Origin of the sequence: Curtobacterium sp. Leaf261, from assembly GCF_001422205.1 — a bacterium.
GTDB lineage: Bacteria > Actinomycetota > Actinomycetes > Actinomycetales > Microbacteriaceae > Curtobacterium.
The window spans coordinates 172,873-191,142 of record NZ_LMMJ01000010.1 but is presented as its reverse complement, the minus strand read 5'-3'; the positions used below and the strand labels follow the sequence as shown (position 1 = coordinate 191,142).

At 71.9% G+C, this 18,270-nt stretch carries 19 protein-coding genes; 10 read left to right on the top strand and 9 right to left on the bottom strand.

The window, feature by feature from the left end; all coding sequences use genetic code 11:
- The first annotated feature begins 82 nt into the window (after positions 1 to 82).
- Both ASF23_RS14215 and ASF23_RS14210 read left to right on the top strand, forming a co-directional pair.
- Positions 83 to 1,153 carry a helix-turn-helix transcriptional regulator gene (locus ASF23_RS14215; RefSeq protein ID WP_082474184.1) on the top strand — a complete coding sequence of 357 codons (1,071 nt, stop codon included), beginning with the start codon at positions 83 to 85 and terminating at the stop codon, positions 1,151 to 1,153.
- Positions 1,150 to 2,007: a DsbA family protein gene (locus ASF23_RS14210; RefSeq protein WP_156364540.1), complete on the top strand. Its 858-nt coding sequence runs from the start codon at positions 1,150 to 1,152 to the stop codon at positions 2,005 to 2,007. Before ASF23_RS14215 ends, ASF23_RS14210 begins: the two co-directional genes overlap by 4 nt.
- A 100-nt stretch (positions 2,008 to 2,107) precedes the next feature.
- Here the strand turns inward: ASF23_RS14210 and ASF23_RS14205 are convergent, their stop codons facing one another.
- The 5 genes from ASF23_RS14205 to ASF23_RS14185 form a co-directional block, all read right to left on the bottom strand.
- Positions 2,108 to 2,668: a histidine phosphatase family protein gene (locus tag ASF23_RS14205; RefSeq protein WP_156364539.1), complete on the bottom strand. Its 561-nt coding sequence runs from the start codon at positions 2,666 to 2,668 to the stop codon at positions 2,108 to 2,110.
- Positions 2,669 to 2,772: 104 nt separating this feature from the next.
- Complete coding sequence (locus ASF23_RS14200; RefSeq protein ID WP_156364538.1) at positions 2,773 to 3,339, bottom strand: hypothetical protein; 567 nt, start codon at positions 3,337 to 3,339, stop codon at positions 2,773 to 2,775.
- A 77-nt stretch (positions 3,340 to 3,416) separates the two neighbouring features.
- Entirely contained in the window at positions 3,417 to 5,702 is a 2,286-nt protein-coding gene (locus ASF23_RS14195) for a heavy metal translocating P-type ATPase (RefSeq protein ID WP_055954994.1), read from the bottom strand.
- Positions 5,699 to 5,920, bottom strand: a complete 222-nt coding sequence (locus ASF23_RS14190) for a heavy-metal-associated domain-containing protein (RefSeq protein ID WP_055954991.1) — start codon at positions 5,918 to 5,920, stop codon at positions 5,699 to 5,701. Before ASF23_RS14190 ends, ASF23_RS14195 begins: the two co-directional genes overlap by 4 nt.
- A 30-nt stretch (positions 5,921 to 5,950) precedes the next feature.
- Positions 5,951 to 6,277, bottom strand: coding sequence for a metal-sensitive transcriptional regulator (locus ASF23_RS14185; protein WP_055954988.1), 327 nt, complete (start codon positions 6,275 to 6,277; stop codon positions 5,951 to 5,953).
- 149 nt (positions 6,278 to 6,426) lie between these two features.
- Between ASF23_RS14185 and ASF23_RS14180 the strand changes: the two genes are divergently transcribed.
- The 7 genes from ASF23_RS14180 (at position 6,427) to ASF23_RS14150 (ending at position 11,612) form a co-directional block, all read left to right on the top strand.
- Positions 6,427 to 6,873 carry a MarR family winged helix-turn-helix transcriptional regulator gene (locus tag ASF23_RS14180; protein WP_200919369.1) on the top strand — a complete coding sequence of 149 codons (447 nt, stop codon included), beginning with the start codon at positions 6,427 to 6,429 and terminating at the stop codon, positions 6,871 to 6,873.
- Between the two features lie 57 nt (positions 6,874 to 6,930).
- Positions 6,931 to 7,146, top strand: a complete 216-nt coding sequence (locus ASF23_RS14175; RefSeq protein ID WP_055954985.1) for a hypothetical protein — start codon at positions 6,931 to 6,933, stop codon at positions 7,144 to 7,146.
- Between the two features lie 74 nt (positions 7,147 to 7,220).
- Positions 7,221 to 8,153, top strand: a complete 933-nt coding sequence (locus ASF23_RS14170) for an ATP-binding cassette domain-containing protein (RefSeq protein ID WP_055954981.1) — start codon at positions 7,221 to 7,223, stop codon at positions 8,151 to 8,153.
- Positions 8,150 to 8,899, top strand: coding sequence for a hypothetical protein (locus tag ASF23_RS14165; protein ID WP_156364537.1), 750 nt, complete (start codon positions 8,150 to 8,152; stop codon positions 8,897 to 8,899). Before ASF23_RS14170 ends, ASF23_RS14165 begins: the two co-directional genes overlap by 4 nt.
- Positions 8,900 to 8,930: 31 nt before the next feature.
- Positions 8,931 to 10,073 carry a sensor histidine kinase gene (locus ASF23_RS14160; protein WP_055954976.1) on the top strand — a complete coding sequence of 381 codons (1,143 nt, stop codon included), beginning with the start codon at positions 8,931 to 8,933 and terminating at the stop codon, positions 10,071 to 10,073.
- The gene (locus ASF23_RS14155; protein ID WP_200919368.1) at positions 10,064 to 10,735 is read left to right on the top strand and encodes a response regulator; all 672 of its coding nucleotides are present in this window, start codon (positions 10,064 to 10,066) and stop codon (positions 10,733 to 10,735) included. The genes ASF23_RS14160 and ASF23_RS14155 overlap by 10 nt, the downstream gene beginning before the upstream one ends.
- 154 nt (positions 10,736 to 10,889) lie before the next feature.
- Entirely contained in the window at positions 10,890 to 11,612 is a 723-nt protein-coding gene (locus ASF23_RS14150; protein ID WP_055954974.1) for a sulfite exporter TauE/SafE family protein, read from the top strand.
- 47 nt (positions 11,613 to 11,659) lie between these two features.
- Here the strand turns inward: ASF23_RS14150 and ASF23_RS14145 are convergent, their stop codons facing one another.
- The 4 genes from ASF23_RS14145 to ASF23_RS14130 form a co-directional block, all read right to left on the bottom strand.
- Entirely contained in the window at positions 11,660 to 12,058 is a 399-nt protein-coding gene (locus ASF23_RS14145) for a hypothetical protein (protein ID WP_156364536.1), read from the bottom strand.
- A 276-nt stretch (positions 12,059 to 12,334) separates the two neighbouring features.
- A complete protein-coding gene (locus tag ASF23_RS14140) occupies positions 12,335 to 13,288 on the bottom strand; it encodes a DUF4436 family protein (RefSeq protein WP_055954968.1) in 954 nt (317 codons plus the stop codon).
- Positions 13,285 to 16,323: a DUF11 domain-containing protein gene (locus ASF23_RS14135; protein WP_055954965.1), complete on the bottom strand. Its 3,039-nt coding sequence runs from the start codon at positions 16,321 to 16,323 to the stop codon at positions 13,285 to 13,287. The genes ASF23_RS14140 and ASF23_RS14135 overlap by 4 nt, the downstream gene beginning before the upstream one ends.
- Before the next feature lie 307 nt (positions 16,324 to 16,630).
- Entirely contained in the window at positions 16,631 to 17,521 is an 891-nt protein-coding gene (locus ASF23_RS14130) for a phosphatase PAP2 family protein (protein ID WP_162236772.1), read from the bottom strand.
- A gap of 277 nt (positions 17,522 to 17,798) precedes the next feature.
- Between ASF23_RS14130 and ASF23_RS14125 the strand changes: the two genes are divergently transcribed.
- Positions 17,799 to 18,248 (top strand): DUF4383 domain-containing protein, encoded by a 450-nt coding sequence (locus tag ASF23_RS14125; RefSeq protein WP_055954959.1) that lies wholly within the window; start codon positions 17,799 to 17,801, stop codon positions 18,246 to 18,248.
- Positions 18,249 to 18,270 lie beyond the last annotated feature (22 nt).

Below are 18,270 nucleotides of genomic sequence, written 5' to 3'. Positions count from 1 at the left end.
CTCCGGTCCAGTCCGCCGGACGGCACCCGCTCCGTCCCGGAAGCGGCCATTCTGTGTCCGCTTCTCGGCGGAGAATGGACGCATGCCAGGACCCTCGTCGCGCATGCTCGTGCTCCTGTCGCTCCTGCAGTCGCGACGGGACTGGCCGGGGCAGCAGCTCGCCGCACGGCTCGAGATCAGCGACCGCACCGTGCGCCGTGACGTCGACCGACTCCGCGAGCTCGGCTACCGGATCAGCGCGACGAAGGGACCGGACGGCGGCTACCGACTCGACGCGGGCTCCGAGCTGCCGCCCCTGCTGTTCGACGACGACCAGGCGATCGCGCTCGCCGTCGCGCTCAGGTCGGCCGCCGTCATCGGCTCCGGGTTCGAGGAGGCCGCGCTCCGCGCACTGACGACCGTCCGACAGGTGCTCCCGGCACGGCTCCGGCACCGGGTCGACGCCCTGCGGTTCACCGCCGTGTCCTCGTCGCCCGGCGGCCAAGTGCCGGTCGACCCGGCCGTGCTCCTGCAGGTCGGGGCGGCGATCGCGGCGGCCGAGGTGCTGCGGTTCGACCACGTGCGACCGGACATCGGTCCCGCCACCGGCGCTGACGACGACCCCCGTGCCCTCCGCCCGCCCCGCGAGGTCGAGCCGCACCACCTGGTGTCGCGGAACGGCAGGTGGTACCTCGTCGCGTGGGACCTCGACCGTGTGGACTGGCGGGTGTTCCGGGTCGACCGGATCACCCCCCGCGCGCCGACCGGCCGGCGGTACACGCGCGCGGAGGACCCTGGCGGGCATCGACTCCCGGGGGACGACGTCGCGGCGTTCGTCGGGGCCCGGTTCAAGGGCTCCACGGACGGCGACGTCTGGCCGTGTCGGGGCTCGGTGATCCTGTCGATGCCTGCCGCCACCGTCATGGAGTACGCCGGGGACTGGACGGTCGAGGGCCGCGATGACGATCGGTGCCTGGTGACCGGTGGCGCGTGGTCGTGGGTGGGACTCGCGGCGTCGATCGGCCGGTTCGACGCGGACGTCGAGGTCGTCGGGCCGCCGGAGCTCGCCGACGCGTTCGCACACCTCTCCAGGAGGTTCCAGGCAGCGGTCCCCGTATCATTGGCCGACCACATCGAGTCCGACCACGGACCGCACGAGGGGGATACCCGGTGACGAACCAGCCTGGAATGTCGAAGAACGCCCGCCGCGAGGCCGCACGACAGGCCGCCAGGGCACGGCAGGAGCAGGAGCGTCGACGGCAGCGCCGCAACCGGTGGTTCCTGCAGGGCGGGATCGGACTCGCCGTCATCGCCGTCGCCGTCGTCGTGGTCGTCGTGGTGTCGAACATGAACTCCAGCTCCGGCACGACGACGGCCGCGGGCCCGAAGAACATGGCCTCGGACGGCATCACGTTCACGGGCGAGTCGGGCAAGATCGTCGCCACCCCGACGGACAGCCTCGCTCCGAAGGCCACTCCGAGCCCGGCGGCGACCTCGGCCTCGGACGGTGCCGTCGTCGTCACGACCTACATCGACTGGTCGTGCCCGTCGTGCAAGGCGTTCGAGGCGCAGTACTCGTCCGAGCTGCAGTCCCAGGTCCGCGACGGCTCCGTCGTCCTCGACATCCACCCGATCGCGATCCTCGACCGCAACTACCGCAACAGCCGGTACTCGAGCCGTGCCGCGAACGCCGCCGCCTGCGTCGCGAACACCGCGCCGAAGGACTTCCTGGCCGTGCAGACCCAGTTCTACGACAACCAGCCGGAAGAGGGCACCGACGGGCTGACGGACGCCAAGATCAAGTCCCTCGTCAAGGCCGGCGGCGTGTCGAGCGCCAAGGTCGCGGACTGCATCGACAGCGAGAAGTACGGGTCGTGGGTGACCGCGGCGACGAACCGGGCGGTCGGCAACGAGGCGCTCCAGAACCCTGCCACCGGGAGCTTCGGGACCCCGACGGTGCTCATCGACGGCAAGGTCTGGGACCAGAAGAGCAGCCTGACCTCGGCGATCGCTGCCGCCGCGAAGTAGGCCTGGCCGCCGCCGCGGCGGCCGCTGCACCGCTCTCCGTACACGGCACCGCCCTGTGCCGCGGTGTCGTGGCGAGAGGGCGGTGCGGCGCGCTTCCGCGTCAGCGGATCCGTTCCCAACCGCCCATCGCGGTCCATGCGTCCGGGTCGAACGCGAACACGCTGCCCATGCCGGGCTGGTCGCAGCTCCGATCGATCGCGGCCGTCCTGAGGCTCGCGAGCAGGAGCGCGCCGACGCCGCCGTGGCCGACGTAGACCGTCGGTGTGCCTGGTGCCGACGCGGCAATGCGTCGGACCGCCGCGACGGTACGACGCTGTGCATCGCCCGCGCGTTCCCAGCCACGGACGGACTGGTCCGGTTCCGCGAAGAACGCCTCGACCACCGCGTCGAACTCGACCTCGGGCAGGTACCCGGTCGCACTGCGGTCGAGTTCGCCGAGATGGGGGTCGATGACCGGAGTCACCCCGATCGCCGAACCGAGCACGGCCGCGGTCTCGACCGCCTTGCGCTCGGCACTGCTGACGATCCGCTCCACACGTCCGTGGAGGATGTCCGGGAGCCGCCGAGCACGGGCGAACCCCGCATCCGACAGACCCCACTGCTCGATGGGCACGGCGGGCTCGACCACGACCTCGGGGTGGGACACGTAGAAGCTCGGCATCATCCGACGCTACCGTGCGGCCCGCCGCCGCACCGCTCTCCGCACACGGCGCCGCCGGATGGCGCGGTGCCGCGGCAAGAGGGCGGTGCGGTGTCGAGCGCTGGCTAGGCCGTCCGGGTCTGCAGCCGCAGCACCCGCACGCCCGCGGCGTCGAGTGCCGCCAGCCCCGCACGCAGGCGGAACCGGCGCCACGGCGGGCGCTTCGCCGACGGTGCGATCGCGGACTCGACCTGGTGCAGGATCTCGCGGCTGAGGAGCCGCTCCAACTTGTCCGGGGCGAGCTCGGTCACACCCTTGACCGTGACCACGATGACGACGGCCTCCGGCGTGAGCAGCGGGTCGAGTCGGGCCGCGATGTCGAATGCGCGTGCGAGAGGCGAGGTGCTCCCCCGGCGACGTATCGCGAGGACGGCGAGGTTGGCGCTCGAGGGCTTGACCGCGATGGCGGAGATGGCTCCGGTCGCAGCCGTGCCACCGTCGGTGTCGCTCGGCAGGACGGCGACGTCGAGCCCACGACGGGTCGCGCCGGCCTCGAGTGCCTCGATGAGGTCGGGGGCATCGCCCGTCAGGAGCGCGGGCGTCGCCAGGAACTCGGCCTCGGTCAGTCGCGGGGTCGGAGCGGACTCCACGTCGGTCAGCCCGGCGGCCGGCTCGTCGGTGTTCGGGTCCATGGTGCGTTCCTCGCTGTGATCGGCTGTGGTGACCATTGTCCATGCTGGACGCCCCCGGTGTCCGGAACCGAGCGGGATCACGCCACCCGGCCGCGGAACCGGCGGAGGCGCAGGCTGTTCGTGACGACGAACACGCTCGACAAGGCCATCGCAGCACCGGCGAAGAGCGGGTTGAGCAACCCGAGCATCGCGATCGGCAGCGCGGCGACGTTGTAGGCGAAGGCCCAGAACAGGTTGCCGCGGATCGTCCCGAGGGTCGCACGCGCCAGTCGGATGGCATCCGCGACGACCCGGAGGTCCCCGGACACCACCGTCAGGTCGCTCGCCGCGATCGCTGCGTCGGTCCCCCCGCCCATCGCGATGCCGAGGTCGGCCGCGGCGAGCGCAGCCGCGTCGTTGACGCCGTCCCCGACCATCGCGACGACGTGCCCCTCGGCCTGCAGCGCGCGGACGGTGTCGAGCTTGCCGCGCGGCGTGACACCGGCGACCACGCGGTCGATCCCGACCTCGTCGGCGACCCGGTGCGCGGCGCCGGCGTTGTCACCCGTCAGGAGCACCGGCGCGAGCCCGAGGGACCGGAACGCGCGGATCGCGGCGGCCGCACCGTCCTTGACGGTGTCGCCGACGCTCACCACGCCGCGGACGGATCCATCCCAGGCGACCGCGACCGCGGTCGAACCGGAGGCCTCGGACTCGGTGATCCGTGCCTCCAGTCCGTCGGGGACGGTGACCGCCCACTCGTCGACCAGCCAGGTCAGGCGCCCGACCTGGACGGCTCGGCCGTCGACGACTGCCGTGACGCCGACGCCGGCGTGCGCGGCGAACGCATCAGCCGGCATGACGGGGGCATGCGCTGCGGCGACGATCGCGCGGGCGATCGGGTGCTCGGAGCCGTGTTCGGCGGCGGCGACGACCGCGAGGAGTTCGGCACGGTCGACGCCGTCGGCAACGACCACCGCACGGACGCTCATCACGCCGGTGGTCACGGTGCCGGTCTTGTCGAGCACGACGGTGTCGACCGTCCGAGTGCGCTCGAGTACCTGCGGTCCGCGGATGAGGATGCCGAGCTGCGAACCGCGGCCCGTGCCGACGAGGAGCGCGGTCGGTGTCGCGAGGCCGAGGGCGCACGGGCACGCGATGATGAGCGTCGCGACGGCCGCACCGAACGCCTGCTCGACCGAACCGCCGACGAGGAGCCAGCCGACGAGTGCGACGACCGCGAGGCCGATGACGACCGGCACGAACACCGCCGACACCCGGTCCGCGAGACGCTGGACGTCGGCCTTGCCGGTCTGCGCGTCCTCGACCAGCCGCGCCATGCGTGCGAGCTCGGTGTCGGCGCCGACACCGGTGACCTCGACGACGAGTCGACCGCCGACGTTGATGGTCGCGCCGACGACGCGGTCGCCGACCGCGACCTCGACCGGGATCGACTCGCCGGTGAGCATGGAGAGGTCGACGGCGGAGGTGCCCTGCCGGACGACGCCGTCGGACGGGATCGCCTCGCCGGGACGGACCACGACGACGTCACCGGACTGGAGGCCCGACACCGGTTCTCGACGCTCCGTCCCGTCGCGCAGGACGGTCGCGTCGGTCGGCGTGAGCTCGAGCAGTGCGCGGAGGGCGGCGCCGGAGCTGTCCTTCGCGCGGGCCTCGATGAACCGCCCGGCGAGGATGAACACCGTGACGGCGGTGGCGACCTCGAGGTAGAGCTCGCCGGCCGCATCGTGTCCGGTGGCACCCTGTCCGACGGTCAGGGCGAAGGTCATGTGCATGCCGCGGTCGCCCGCGGCGCCGAAGAACAGGGCGTACAGCGACCAGCCGAAGGCCGCGATCACACCGACGCTGATCAGGGTGTCCATGGTCGCGGCACCGTGGCGGGCGTTCGTCCACGCGGCGCGGTGGAACGGCCAGGCGCCCCAGACGGCCACCGGGGCCGCGAGCGCCAGGGCGAGCCACTGCCAGTTCGGGAACTGCAGCGCGGGGATCATCGAGAGCGCGACGACGGGCACCGTGAGGAGGGTCGTGAGGACGAGGCGTCGACGGAGTGGATCGGGTGCTGCGGCAGCGCCGGCGGCGGAGTCCTCGCTGCCGCGGGGTGCCGGTGGTGCCGGGACGCTCGCACCGTACCCGGCCGCCTCGACGGTCGCGATGAGCGCTGCGACGTCGGTGTGCTCCGGGGCCTCGACGCGAGCCTTCTCGGTGGCGTAGTTGACCGACGCGGTGACTCCGTCCATCCTGTTGAGCTTCCGCTCGATGCGGTTCGCGCACGACGCGCAGGTCATCCCGGTGAGGTCGAGCTCGACATCGTGCCGACCCGCTCGGTCCTGGTTGCCGGGTGCGCCCTGTCCGACCGCCGTCATCGGGCGACCGGCGTGTATCCCGCTTCCTCGATGGCGGCGCGGAGGGCGTCGTCGTCGAGCGGGGTCGACGCGGAGACGGTCACAGTGGAGGTGCCGCCGTCGACGAGGTCGACCGCCACGGCATCCACGCCGGCGACGTCGGAGAGCTCCTCGGTGACGCTCATCACGCAGTGCTCACAGGTCATGCCGGTGACGAGGAGGGTGGTGTCGGTGCTCATGGGGATGCCTTTCGCGGTGGGTTCTGGGGGTCAGGAGCGCACGAGGCGGGCGATCGCGTCGCTGGCTTCGCGGAGCTTGGCCTGGGCGACGTCGCCGCCCTCGGCCGTGGCCTCGGCGACGCAGTGCGCGAGATGGTCCTGCAGGAGTGCCAGGGCGACGGTCTCGAGGGCCTTCGTGGCGGCCGACACCTGCGTGAGGATGTCGATGCAGTAGGTCTCGTTCTCGACCATCCGGGCGATGCCGCGCACCTGCCCCTCCGCGCGGTTCAGCCGCTTGAGGATCGCGTCCTTGTTCTCGACGTAGCCGACGTGGCCCGTGTGCGTGCCCTGCGCGCCGTGGTCGTCCTGCTCGTCCATCACGCCCCCTCCGGTACCCCACTGGGGTATCTGCTCGATGAGCAACTTATACCCCCTGAGGGTACGCCGCAACCGCCCACCCGCGCGCGACCTCGTCCGTGTGCGACCCGTTCGCGCGCGATCTCGTTCGTGCACGTACCATCGACGGGGTGACCGACCCCACCAGCGACCCGCTCGCCCTCGATCGCCAGCTCTGCTTCGCGCTCGCGGCGACCAGCCGTGCCGTCATCGGGCTGTACAAGCCGCTGCTCGACCCGATGGGGCTGACACATCCGCAGTACCTCGTCATGCTCGCGCTCTGGGAGCGAGACCCCAGGTCCGTCCGCGAGATCGCCATGGAACTGCACCTCGAATCCGCCACACTCAGCCCGCTCCTCAAGCGGCTCGAGGGCGCAGGCTACCTCCGCCGGACACGGAGCACCGTCGACGAGCGACAGCTCGACGTCGCCCTGACGACCGCTGGACGCGCACTCCGCGAGCGTGCAGGAGCGGTGCCGGTCGCGGTCGCCGCACAGCTCGGGTGGCCGCTCGCACGGCTCGAGTCGCTCAAGGACGACCTCACCGCGCTCATGGCGGTGGCGGAGCCCCTCGACTGATCATCGAACAGGTCGTACACTGATGGTTCGTGCACGAATGAAATCGAGGAGATCGACATGGCCCGGCGCTTCGCCTCCTGGTACGCGCGATGGAACACGACGCTCATCAAGAAGATGGGACCGTCCCAGATCGGTGCCGGCCATCCCGAGGAACCAGACGACCGGAGCCACGATCGGCCGTGTCCGATCTGCGGTGCGCCGCTGTCCGAGCACCGCGTCGACCGCCCGACCGGGCAGTACGCGTCGTCGACCCTGCACTGCCCCACGCGCTGACGGGCACCCCGGTCGGGGCGATCTGCTCACTTTCGTGGGTGGTGCGCACCTCCTGCCCCGACCAGCATCGGATCATGATCCAGTTCGACCACGTGACCAAGCGGTACGGCTCACATCCCGCCGTCGACGACCTGACCGTGTCGGTGCCGCAGGGCACCGTGACGGGTCTGCTCGGCCCGAACGGTTCCGGCAAGTCGACGGCCATGCGGGTGTTGCTCGGCCTCGACCGTCCGACGTCAGGCGTGGCGACGATCGGTGGCGTCCCGTACCGCGAGCTCTGCTCCCCCATGCGGGTCGTCGGCGCGAACCTCGACGCACACTCCGCGCACCCGGGTCGCCGCGCTCGCGAACACCTGCGCGGCCTCGCCAGGTACTCGGGCATCCCGGTCACCCGGGTCGACGAGGTGCTCGAACTCGTCGGGCTCGAAACAGTGGGTGGCAGGCGCGCGGGCGGGTTCTCGCTCGGGATGTCGCAGCGGCTCGGGGTGGCGGCCGCGTTGCTCGGGGATCCGGAGGTGCTGGTCCTCGACGAGCCGGTGAACGGACTCGACACCGACGGGGTGCGGTGGATCCGCACCCTGCTGCGTCGTCTGGCAGCCGAGGGGCGCACGATCCTCCTGTCGAGTCACCTGCTCGCCGAGCTGGAGCTCGTCGCCGACCGAGTCGTCGTCCTCGGGAGGGGTGCGCTCCTCCACGAGGGCACCATCTCGTCGCTGATCGACGGCGGTGCCACGGTTCGCGTCCGCCTCGGGAGCGTCGAGGACACCGACAGCCTGGCAGAACAGCTGGCTGGCCGCTCGACGGCTTCGGACGTCGCGCGGACCGGTCCCTCCGAACTCACCATCGCCGACGTCAGCGCGGCACTGGTCGGCGACCTCGCCTTCGACCTCGCGATCCGCGTCCATGAGCTGACGGCGCTCCGACGCAGTCTCGAGGAGGCGTACACGGCGTTCGTCCACGATGCTGTCGACTTCACGTCCGGTGATCGAGGGGTGATGGACCGGTGAGCACAGTGTCCGGAGCACGCGCGGCATCCGGGGCACGCGCGGTCTCCGCCGAGTGGGGCAAGGCGTGGAGCCTCCGGAGTCCTGTGCTGTGCCTGGCCGCAGTCGTCCCGGTCGCAGCCGTCGTCGCGTTCACGCTCGGCAACGACAGCGCCCGCGCCGCGGAGGCGGCCGGGGTCGCGGTGACGGCCGAACCGACCGGACCGGCGTCGACGGCCGTGCAGATCGCGCTGCTCGTGCTCGCCGCGGCCGCGATGCTCACGGTGACGAGTGAGTACCAGGGAGGCACCGCCACCGCGACGTTCCTCGCACGGCCCCGACGGCGGCAGGTCGTGGTTGCGAAGTCCGTCGTGGCAGCGGTGCTCGGAACGGGTGCGGGCTTCCTCGCCGGGGTCGCTGCTGACGGAGCTGCTGCGATCGGCCTCGGAGCAGCACCCGCTGTCACGGACCTGTTCTGGCTCGCAGGGCGGTGCGCAGCGGCGGGAGCACTCGCCGGGATCCTCGTCGTCGGTCTCGGGTTCGTGCTCCGCCGATCCGTCGGGACCCTCACGGCGGCGACGGTCCTCCTCGTCGCCGGTCTCGCGCTCCCGGACGGCACGAGGCCCTGGACTCCCGCTGGTGGTCTCGCAGCGTTTCTGCAGGGCGACGGATCAGCCTATCCTTCGTGGGTCGGGATGTGCGTCCTCCTGGTGTGGGCGCTCCTGAGCGTCGCCGCCGGCACGGCCGTCGTCGCCCGACGGGACGCATGACGGCCATCGCGACGCCGGAGAGGAAGACCCAGTGACCAGTCCGCGTGTCGTCGTCGCGGCGGGCATCGCGGTGGTCCTCGACGTGCTGATGGTGGGGTTCGTGGCTGCGACGGGCTCCGCGATCCTCGTCGTGCTCGCCCAGCTCGTGCTGGTCCTCCTCGCAGCCGTCATCGCCGTCGGCATCCGCTACCGGGTGCTCGGCGCTCGACATCGCGCGGCAGCACTCGCGACCGCCGCCGCGCGGGAACGAGCGCGGATCGCCGAGGAAATGCACGATGCGCTCGGTCATCAGCTCGCTGTGGTCGCACTGCGCGCGAGCGCTCTCGAGGTCGTCGCCGACGCCGAAACGAGCGATGCTGCCGCGCTCGTCCGTGTCGAGGCCGCGAACGCAGTCGAGCGGCTCCACGATGTCCTCGACGTCCTTCACGGCGACGATGCGACGCCGTCCGAACGCCTGGACCGCGCGGTCGGGTCGATGCGACGGGCCGGCATGGACCTCGATGCCCGGATCGTGGTTGCCGTCGACCGCCTCGACCCCGGCGTCGCCGCCGTGGTCGCCGCCGTCTGCGTCGAAACACTGACGAACGCGGCACGACACGCATCCGGCACGCCGGTACAGCTCGACGTCCGGGTGGGCGCATGGTCCGGGACCGAGGTCGTCGTGACCAACCCCCGGACCCCGGCGACGCAGGGTGCGCGTGGATCAGGGCTGATGACGCTCCGTCGCCGGGTCGAGTCGCTCGGCGGGGTGTTCGACGTCGACACGGGCGACGACTTCATCGTCCGTGCGACGCTCCCGCGCGAGCCCTCGGGTCCCAGCCAGGCGAGGCCGACGCGTCCCGGCACACGTCTCATTCGGGAGGTGCTCGCGGGCGGCAGCGGTGCGGCGATCGCGATCGCCGCCTTCTACGCCGTTGCAGCCCACGGGGCGGTCCTCGACCCGGCGACGTTCGGTGCACTGCGCGTCGGGGAGCCGATCCGCTCGGTCGCCACGGGCCTCCCGGCTGACGAGGCGCGGACGCGGCTGCTCGCAACCGCACCGCACCCCGGCGACTGGCGATGTGCGCAGTACACCGACGGCAATGTCCCACTCGCGATGGCGACGTTCGAAGTGTGCACGGCTGACGGTCGCATCGTGCGGCTCGACGACCTGCGGGCGCACCCGTGGACGTGATCCGGGTCGTCGTCGCGGATGACGACGCCGCAGTACGGGAGAGCGTCTCGACCATCCTCACGGCAGGGAGCATCGACGTCGTCCTGGCGGTCGGGGACGGGGTCGCGGCCATCCGCGCCACCGAGGACGAGGATCCGGACGTCGTGCTGCTCGACATCCGGATGCCAGGTCACGACGGACTGACCGTCGCACGGCGCCTCCGGGAGAAGCGTCCGGAGCTCGCGCTGGTGATGCTGACGACCTTCGGTGAGGACGCGAACGTCGACGATGCCTTCTCGATCGGCGTGCAGGGGTTCCTCCTGAAGACGTCGCCGCCGACGGAGATCATCAGCGCCGTCCGGGCGGCCGCGACCGGTGGGGTCACCCTCTCCGCCCACGTCGCGGCCCGGCTCGGCGCACGGGTCGGCCGTTCCGGGTCGGCATCTCCCACGCTCGATCGGACGTCGACGCTCACACCCCGGGAGCGCGTGCTGCTCGACCTCGTCGCGACCGGACGGACGAACGCGGAGATCGCCGCAGAGCTGTCCCTCACGGAGGGCACCGTGAAGGGCTATGTGTCCGCGCTCTTCGAACGGCTCGGCGTCCGGAATCGCGTCGAGGCCGCGCTGGTCGGGTTCACTGCCCCGCACGCCGATCCTGGCCACCCACCGGGCCGGTGCTAGCGTGATCGGCGACAGCGTCTAGGGTTCCGGTGCCGCGCGGCACGACTGGTCCGAGCGACGCCACCGGGTCCGCCGAACGAGACCCGGTCATCTCAACGGACAAAAGCCTGGAGGATCCCGATCGTCGCGGACGTCGACGGTCAGGAGGTCCGTCGTGCTCACACTCGCCCTGCTGTCCGCCCTCGCCATCGCCGCCGGTGTCCTCGGCGGCGTGGTCGGGACCGGGTCCTCGCTGATCCTCCTGCCCGTGCTCGTCGTGCTGTACGGTCCGCGTGCCGCGGTGCCGATCATGGGGATCGCGGCGGTGATGGGCAACGTCGGTCGGGTGATCGCGTGGTGGCGGGACATCCGGTGGCGTCCGGTGCTCGCTTACTCGCTCCCGGGCATCCCGGCCGCGGCGCTCGGGGCGCACACCCTCCTGAGCATCCCGCCGGGCATCGTCGACGTCTGCCTCGCGGCGTTCTTCCTCGTCTTGATCCCGGCCCGCAGGGTCGTCGCACGGCGTCGGATGCACATCCGGCTCTGGCAGATGGCCGCGGCCGGGGCGGTGGTCGGGTTCCTCACCGGGCTGGTGCTGTCGACCGGGCCGCTCAGTGTCCCCGTCTTCACCGGGTACGGGCTCTCGGGCGGGGCGTTCCTCGGGTCGGAGGCGGCGAGCTCGGTCGTGCTCTACCTCAGCAAGCTCAGTGCGTTCGAGGCCGCTGGTGCGCTCCCGGGCGACGTGCTCCTCCGGGGACTGGTCATCGGGAGCGCCCTGCTGATCGGGTCCGTGGCCGCGAAGTCGATCGTCCGACGCCTGCACCCGCGTGCGTTCGGGCTGCTCATCGACGGCGTGCTCGTCGTCGGCGCGGTCGGCATGCTGCTCGCGCTCGTGTGACGCGAATCGAGCCCCCGCCGCACCTCCGGCGGGGGCTCGACCGATGGTCAGCGGGAGGCGATCCGGTTGCGATCCGGCGCGACGAGCACCACGAGGAGCATTCCGGAAACGATCACAGCGGTCGCGGCACACCCCCACAGTGTGGTGTTCGTGAGTGCACCGACAGCCACCGCGGTGAGGGCGACGACAGCAGCGCCGACGAACGCGAGTGTCGTCAGTGCGTGGGGGAGTTCTGCGCGAAGCCAGGTGCGGCCGGGGCGGATGGTTCGCGGCAGGTACACGATGAACAGGACCGCCAGCACGAATCCGACCCCCATCACCGGGGTGATGACGTCCGCGACCACGCGGACGCTGGTCGAGGCTGCGAGGACAGCGAATCCGGTGCAGCTGATCATGAGGCCCGCCCGGGTGCGCGGCGCGTAGCCGAGTTTCGTTACAGTCGCCATCTCGTCTCCGTTCTCACTGGCGGCAGGACTCGATGATGGGCCAGACCGGGGCTGCGGTCGGCGCACTTGCCCTGACTGACGGCACGGTTGGCAGGCACAGCTCCGCTGCTGAGTACCAGAAACATATACCTGACACTCCACATGCCGAAGTCCGTCGTCATTCTGGGCGTGTTGCACAAGCCGTCGGCCGCCACACCCGAGGCACGGCGGCGGCGCCGGACATCGTCGCGACCGCGGCCGACGGGGCGGGCCCTCGCCGTGCCTCCAGTCCGTCCGCTACGCCGCGGCGGACGGACCGTCGTCGTCGAAGCTCGACCTCCGGAACACGGAGCTCTCCCGCCAGAGCATGTACGCACCCGTCCAGACGAACATGATCGCCACGAGGACGAGACACGGGAACAGGAACACGAAGTCGAGCGTCGTCCCGATCGGAGGCGCTCCCGGCATCGCCGACCGGAGCGCCGGGAACGACAGCAGCGTCGCTGAGAGCCAGATCACGTTCGAGAACTCCAGCTTGCGGCGGAGGATCGCGCTCCCGATCGTCACCACGGCCATGAGCGTCGTGAAGAGGATCGCCAGCACGTAGAAGGACACGATGACGACGCTCAGGACGTCGCGGTGACCGTCGACGGTGATCGGCACGAGAGTGCGGCTGTTCTGCGTCTCCGCAGAACCTCGGGTCGCATCGAGCACCCACGGCCGCGCGGAGTTCGACAGATCCAGTTCGAACGGCACCGAGGCGCCGGTCTTGTCGTTCTGCACACTCATCTGGAAGTTCGCGAACGGCTGGTCGAACGGGTACGAGGTGTCGCCGCGATCGAGGGTGAGCGTCAGGGACGTGGGATCGACCACCGACTGCCCGGGGAAGGTCACCACGGAGGTCGTCACGCCACCGCTCGAGACCTCGATGCGCAGCGGCTTCGAGATCTCGCCGGCCTTGTCGCCGACCAGGTTGCCGTGCGGGATCGGCAGCACGTTCGCCTGGAGGACCCGGTTCGTCAGGTCGATGTCCTGCACGCTCATCCGGAGCGTCATCGAGTTGCCGGTCTGGGCGTTCGGACCCGTCACCGGGACCGCGGTCGAGGTCCGGAGCGCCCCGGAGACCCCGATCACCACGTAGTAGACCGCGAGCAGCACGACCGCGACGAGGAGGACGATCGGTGCCGGGTTGCGCTTCCGTGCGCGCTGGGTCTTCGCCCGCTCCTCCTGGGACTCCTGCGTGCTGGTCATGATGTGCTCCCGGATGGATCTGGTGGCGGATTCTGCGAGGGGGATGCGTCGATGGGTGTCACAGCGGGTGGTGGCGACCCAGCGCCTGGGACTCCTGGCGCCGGTGCCGCAGCTGCCGCTGGTGTGGGTCCCGCGGGTCCCGGGCCCGGCGCCGGCGCAGGTCCCGAGCCTGGCGCCGGCGTGGCCGCTGCTGCTGCCGATCGGCGTCGACCTGTCTCGACGACGGCCGCCGCCAGGGCGAGGAGGAGCATCGACAGGAGCGGGATGAACGCACCGGGGAACGTGGTGAAGTCGAACGTGGTGATCGCCGCGGCGAACTGCTCGGTGTCGGTCGACCCCGAGCCGACGGCGATGGTGGAGGTCATCGCGTTCGACTGCGCCGCTCGGTCCGCGGTCACGGAGAGCTGCTGACGGGCGATGGCGGGGGCGTTCACCGCGTCCGCGAACAGACGGACCTCGACGTCGGCGGACTGCCCCGTCCGGAGCGGGATCGCACACGAGAACGTCGTCGTGGCGATCTGACAGTCGACGTCGGTCGTGCCGACGGTCACCATGACCGTCCGGTAGACCATGCCGAGCGTGACCCGGCCGGCGAACTCGATCGTCGTGGTGCGCCCGCTGGCGTTCGGACCGAGCGTGCCGCGCATCGCGGCGACGGTGCCCGGTGCCATGGCGTTCTGCGCGAAGCGGAGGTCCATGCCGATCGGACCACCCGAGCCATCACCGGTGCCGTTCCCACCCGCGCCACCGGTGCCGTTCCCACCCGCGCCACCGGTGCCGTTCCCGCCGGAGCCTGCGGCGCCGTCCCCACCCGTGCCACCGGTGCCGTCACCCGTGCTCCCGCCGTCGTCGGACGCACCCGGCGTGGATCCCGGGCTCGGTGCGGGCTGCTGGGTTCCCGGCCGTGGCGCGCCGGGTGCCGTTCCGCTGCCCGCGCTGGACGTTCCGCCGCTGCCTGGCCCGCCGCTCCCGCTGCCACCCCCGGCACCGCTTCCTGCGTCGCCGCCACCGCCGCCCGAGCCGCCACCACCGGTTCCGCCACCGCCACCAGTGCCACCGCCACCGGTTCCGCCGCCGCCCGAGCCCCCGTCTCCCGGCGGCGCCGGTGGGACGACCACCCGGATGGACGCCGAGTCGGTGGCGAGGCCGGGGAGGTCGCTCGTCGCCACCCCGACGAGGAACGGCAACGCCGTCCCGTCGGGCAGCGAGTCACCGACAGTCAGCCGGAAGTCGAGCGTCGCGGAGGCTCCCGGAGCGAGCACCCCGATGCTGCACGCCACTCCCGGGCCGTCCTGCGTGCACTCGCTCGGCAACTCGGCGACCGTGAGTCCGTCGGGCAGCGTGGTCGAGGTACGGACGTCCCGCGCAGCACCCGTTCCGGTGTCCGTGACGACGACCCGGTGCCCGATCGTCGCGCCGGGCGCTGCCGAGTCCGGCCCGGACTGCGCGATCGCGATGCCCACGGTCGCGCCGGGGAAGGTGATCGCCGTCGTCGCCGTCGCCTTCACCCGGGACGCGCGGTCGTTCGTCGAACTCGCCAGGGTCGACGTCGTGACGAGTGTCCGGACGTCCTGCGACTGCGGCAGGGTCACCGAGGCGGTGGCGTCGAGGGTGCACGACGTCCCGGGGGCCAGCGGTGCGACGCTCGACGGTGCCGCGACGAGGCGGCCGGACGACACCGCGCCCGGGTCGACCGCACAGGCAGGGTCGGTCGCGGTCGTCTGGGTCACCGCGTCGAGGGTCCCACCGAGCGCCTGGACCTGCGTCGCGAGGTCCGACCGCACGGTCGGGAAGAACTGCATGTCGTCGGCACCGGAGGTGTTCGCGACCGTCTCGCTGAGGGGGACGTCGTACGTCGTCGTGCCGGCGGTGCCGTCCGAGCCCGTGATCGTCGGCACCCCGGCCGTCGCGTCGACCGTGCCCTGCTGGCATCCGATCGGGGGCGTGACGATGAACCCCGCGTCGGACCCGGCTCCGCTCGCGAAGGCCCGGATCGTGATCGAGGTCACGGGTGTCGTGAAGCCGAGGTCGACGGCGCGCTCCGCGATCGAGTCCCGCGCGGCGGTGGCGTTCCCCCCGACGATCCTGGTGGCCGTCCCGGTCGAGGACGCCGTCAACGACCCCGGTGCCGTGCTCCCGACGGCGGCGGTCGGGAGGACGGTCCCGAGCGGCCCGGTGCCGGAGACGTCGACGACGGACGGGTCGTCGACCCCGCCGAGCCCGAACTGCACGCGCTGGGCGTACGGCAGCGTGATGGTCAGCGTCGAGTCGTTGCCGACCGCGACCCCCTGGTAGCCCGTCCCGAGTTCGCCGCGGTAGACGGTCGTCCCGCCGAAGTCGTCGACACCGAACGAGCTGTACTGCGGCCCCCCGGTGACGGCAGAGAACACACCCGACACGGCGGGGAAGCCCGACGCGTCCGTGTTCGTCCTGAACGCGGTGCCGTTCGCGATCGGGGTGTACACGCCGACCTGTGCCGCGCCGGACACCGGCGTGCTCACGGCGTCGGTGAGCGCGCCGCCGGGCACCGCGCAGCCGAGCAGGTCCGGGACGGCGTTCGGCAGGATCGTCAGTCCGTAGGTGCCGGACTCGCCGCCCGGGATCGACGTGGTCCCGGACGTCCGCCCCGAGGGAGCACCGGCGTCGATCGCGAGCGTCACGGTGACGACGTTGCCGATCCCCCAGCCGCCGCCCGCGGAGGGTCCGCACGTCGCGCCGGTGCCGCCGCCGGTCGGCCTGCAGGAGAAGGCTCCGAGCCCGCCGCCCTCGTTCCCGACCGCGGCCGTGATCGTCGTGCCGGGTGGCGCCGTGAAGGTCCAGGGCGTGTTCGCCGGCCCGGGTCGGTCGTTGCGGACCTGCACCTGCACCGACGTCCCCGGGTACCCGGCGGCCGTCGTCGTCTGGGTGGTCGCCTCGGCCGCCGTGGGCACCGCGACCGCGACCGCGACGCCGACGAACATCGTCAGCAGCACCGTGAGGGCAGGGCGGAGTGCGGCTCGACGACGCCGACCCGTCGTCCTGCTCCGAGCGTGCATGCGTGTCCCTACGACGCCTGCCACCGACGGGGTCCTGCACCCCGTGTCGTCCTGCTGCCGTCAGGCCTGACCCCGCCGACCCGACCACCCTAGCAACGCCCGGCGCGCAGGCCGGGCGGGCGGGCACCGGACTGGAGGCGCGGCGGACGCGCGTCGACCGGTGACGGTGGGACGGGCCTCCAGTCCGGCAGCATGCGCGGCGGACGCGCGTCGACCGGTGACGGTGGGACGGGCCTCCAGTCCGGCAGCATGCGCCGCCGTGCGGTCGCGCTCGGGTGGTGTGCGCCTCCGGTCACGACGGGGCGGATCAGCCGACGCGGGTCGTTCCCGTCGCCGGAACGCGCGGCGTCGGCGCCGCATGGTGCAGCCCGTCGGCGAGCCACACGGCGAGCAGGGTGACGAGCACGCTCGTCGAGGCGACCATCCGACCCGCGACGAGGAGTGCACCGCGCGCGTCGTCGGCACCGCCCGACACCGTGAGCAGCACCGCCGCGGCGCCGACCACGACGCCGACCCCGATGCCGACGAGCATCACGGCCGTGACGAGTCTGCGAGGGCCGCGAGCACCGTCCCGGTCGCCACGCTCGCCCCGGTCGACGCGCGTCCCGAACGCCCGGACGATCCCGAGCCAGAACAGCGCGACGCCGCAGGCGCCGACGATGTCGCTCACACGGTGCCACCCGTAGACCACCGTCTGGTTCGCGACGAGCACGACGTAAGCGGCACCGACGAGGATCACCGCGGACCGGAATCGTCGTGGCGTGACCATGAGCACCGCGAACAGTGCGGCGAGGGCGATGGTGGCGTGGCCAGACGGGAAGGAATTCGGTGTCGTCGACCCGGCGATCTCGGGCCGCGCGGCGATATCCTTGACGAGGGTCGATGTTCCCGCCGACGCGAGCACCACGATCCCGGCCCCGAGTCCGACGCCGAGGCGCCGCCGTGCGAACCCGACGGCGACGATCACGACGACGAGCAACAGGACCACCGGGACGGAGATGACGCCGAGCGCGGCGTCCGACCCGAACAGATCGGTGTCACGCACACCGCTGAGCGCAGCGTCCTCGAGCCGCTGCCCGGTGGGCGTGAGCACCGCAGCCGCATAGACGAGAGGCACGATCACGAAACCCACGGCAGCGAGTCCGATCCATCGCCAGCGTCGCGCTCCATCGGGCGTGCGACGGGGTGTGCTGGTCACGGGAGCCCTCCTGGTCGGGGCGGTCGTCATCGGAGCGCTGGTGCGCTTCGTGGCGGCACTTCGCGGTCGCGGATCGGGCGGAGGCGGGTCCGTGGGAGGCGGACCCGGTGCGGCAGGATCCGGTGCGAGCGGATTCGGTACGTCGGGGCGGGACACGATACCGTTTGCACGCCGGTCGGAGGCTGGGAAGGTCGCTGCTGCTCCTGCGCGCGAGAAGCCCTCCGCCGCCGCCCGGTTCATCCAGTGGGCGGACACGCCGAACCAAGAGGAGACCGAAATGGCCATCACCGAGCCGGGCCTGAGCTCGTCCCCGAACCGCGGGCTCGCTGCGACCGCCGGCACGATGTTCGCCATCTGGGGCGTGCTCGGGTTCTTCTTCACGCACGAGAGCGGTCACCGCTTCTTCGGGTCGACCGGTGGGTACCTCTGGAACGCCTTCCTGGTGAACCCGGCGATCTGCGCCGTCTGGACCCTGTTCGCGGCCCTGTTGTTCATCAACGCGCTCGCGACCGTCGCGGCGGCCCGCCGCACGAACCTGGTCGTCGGCATCCTCAGTCTGGTCCTCGGCGTCTACGGCTTCGTGCTGATGAACACGAGCGCGAACATCTTCGCCGCGAACACGACCGACAACGTCTTCCACGTGGTCGTCGGTGTGATCCTCGTCCTCACCGCGCTCGGCGCCGACAAGCAGAACCTCCGGGCGCTCCGGGCGTCGCAGACGGCCTGACGAACGAGGAGCGCCCACCGGC

Coding starts and splice junctions, on each gene's coding strand:
- ASF23_RS14195 (WP_055954994.1), bottom strand. CDS start 5,702: ATGACGGCGGTCGGACAGGGCGCACCCGGCAACCAGGACCGAGCGGGT.
- ASF23_RS14145 (WP_156364536.1), bottom strand. CDS start 12,058: ATGGCGACTGTAACGAAACTCGGCTACGCGCCGCGCACCCGGGCGGGC.
- ASF23_RS14175 (WP_055954985.1), top strand. CDS start 6,931: ATGGCCCGGCGCTTCGCCTCCTGGTACGCGCGATGGAACACGACGCTC.
- ASF23_RS14200 (WP_156364538.1), bottom strand. CDS start 3,339: ATGGACCCGAACACCGACGAGCCGGCCGCCGGGCTGACCGACGTGGAG.
- ASF23_RS14140 (WP_055954968.1), bottom strand. CDS start 13,288: ATGACCAGCACGCAGGAGTCCCAGGAGGAGCGGGCGAAGACCCAGCGC.
- ASF23_RS14185 (WP_055954988.1), bottom strand. CDS start 6,277: ATGGACGAGCAGGACGACCACGGCGCGCAGGGCACGCACACGGGCCAC.
- ASF23_RS14125 (WP_055954959.1), top strand. CDS start 17,799: ATGGCCATCACCGAGCCGGGCCTGAGCTCGTCCCCGAACCGCGGGCTC.
- ASF23_RS14170 (WP_055954981.1), top strand. CDS start 7,221: ATGATCCAGTTCGACCACGTGACCAAGCGGTACGGCTCACATCCCGCC.
- ASF23_RS14190 (WP_055954991.1), bottom strand. CDS start 5,920: ATGAGCACCGACACCACCCTCCTCGTCACCGGCATGACCTGTGAGCAC.
- ASF23_RS14205 (WP_156364539.1), bottom strand. CDS start 2,668: ATGCCGAGCTTCTACGTGTCCCACCCCGAGGTCGTGGTCGAGCCCGCC.
- ASF23_RS14135 (WP_055954965.1), bottom strand. CDS start 16,323: ATGCACGCTCGGAGCAGGACGACGGGTCGGCGTCGTCGAGCCGCACTC.
- ASF23_RS14215 (WP_082474184.1), top strand. CDS start 83: ATGCCAGGACCCTCGTCGCGCATGCTCGTGCTCCTGTCGCTCCTGCAG.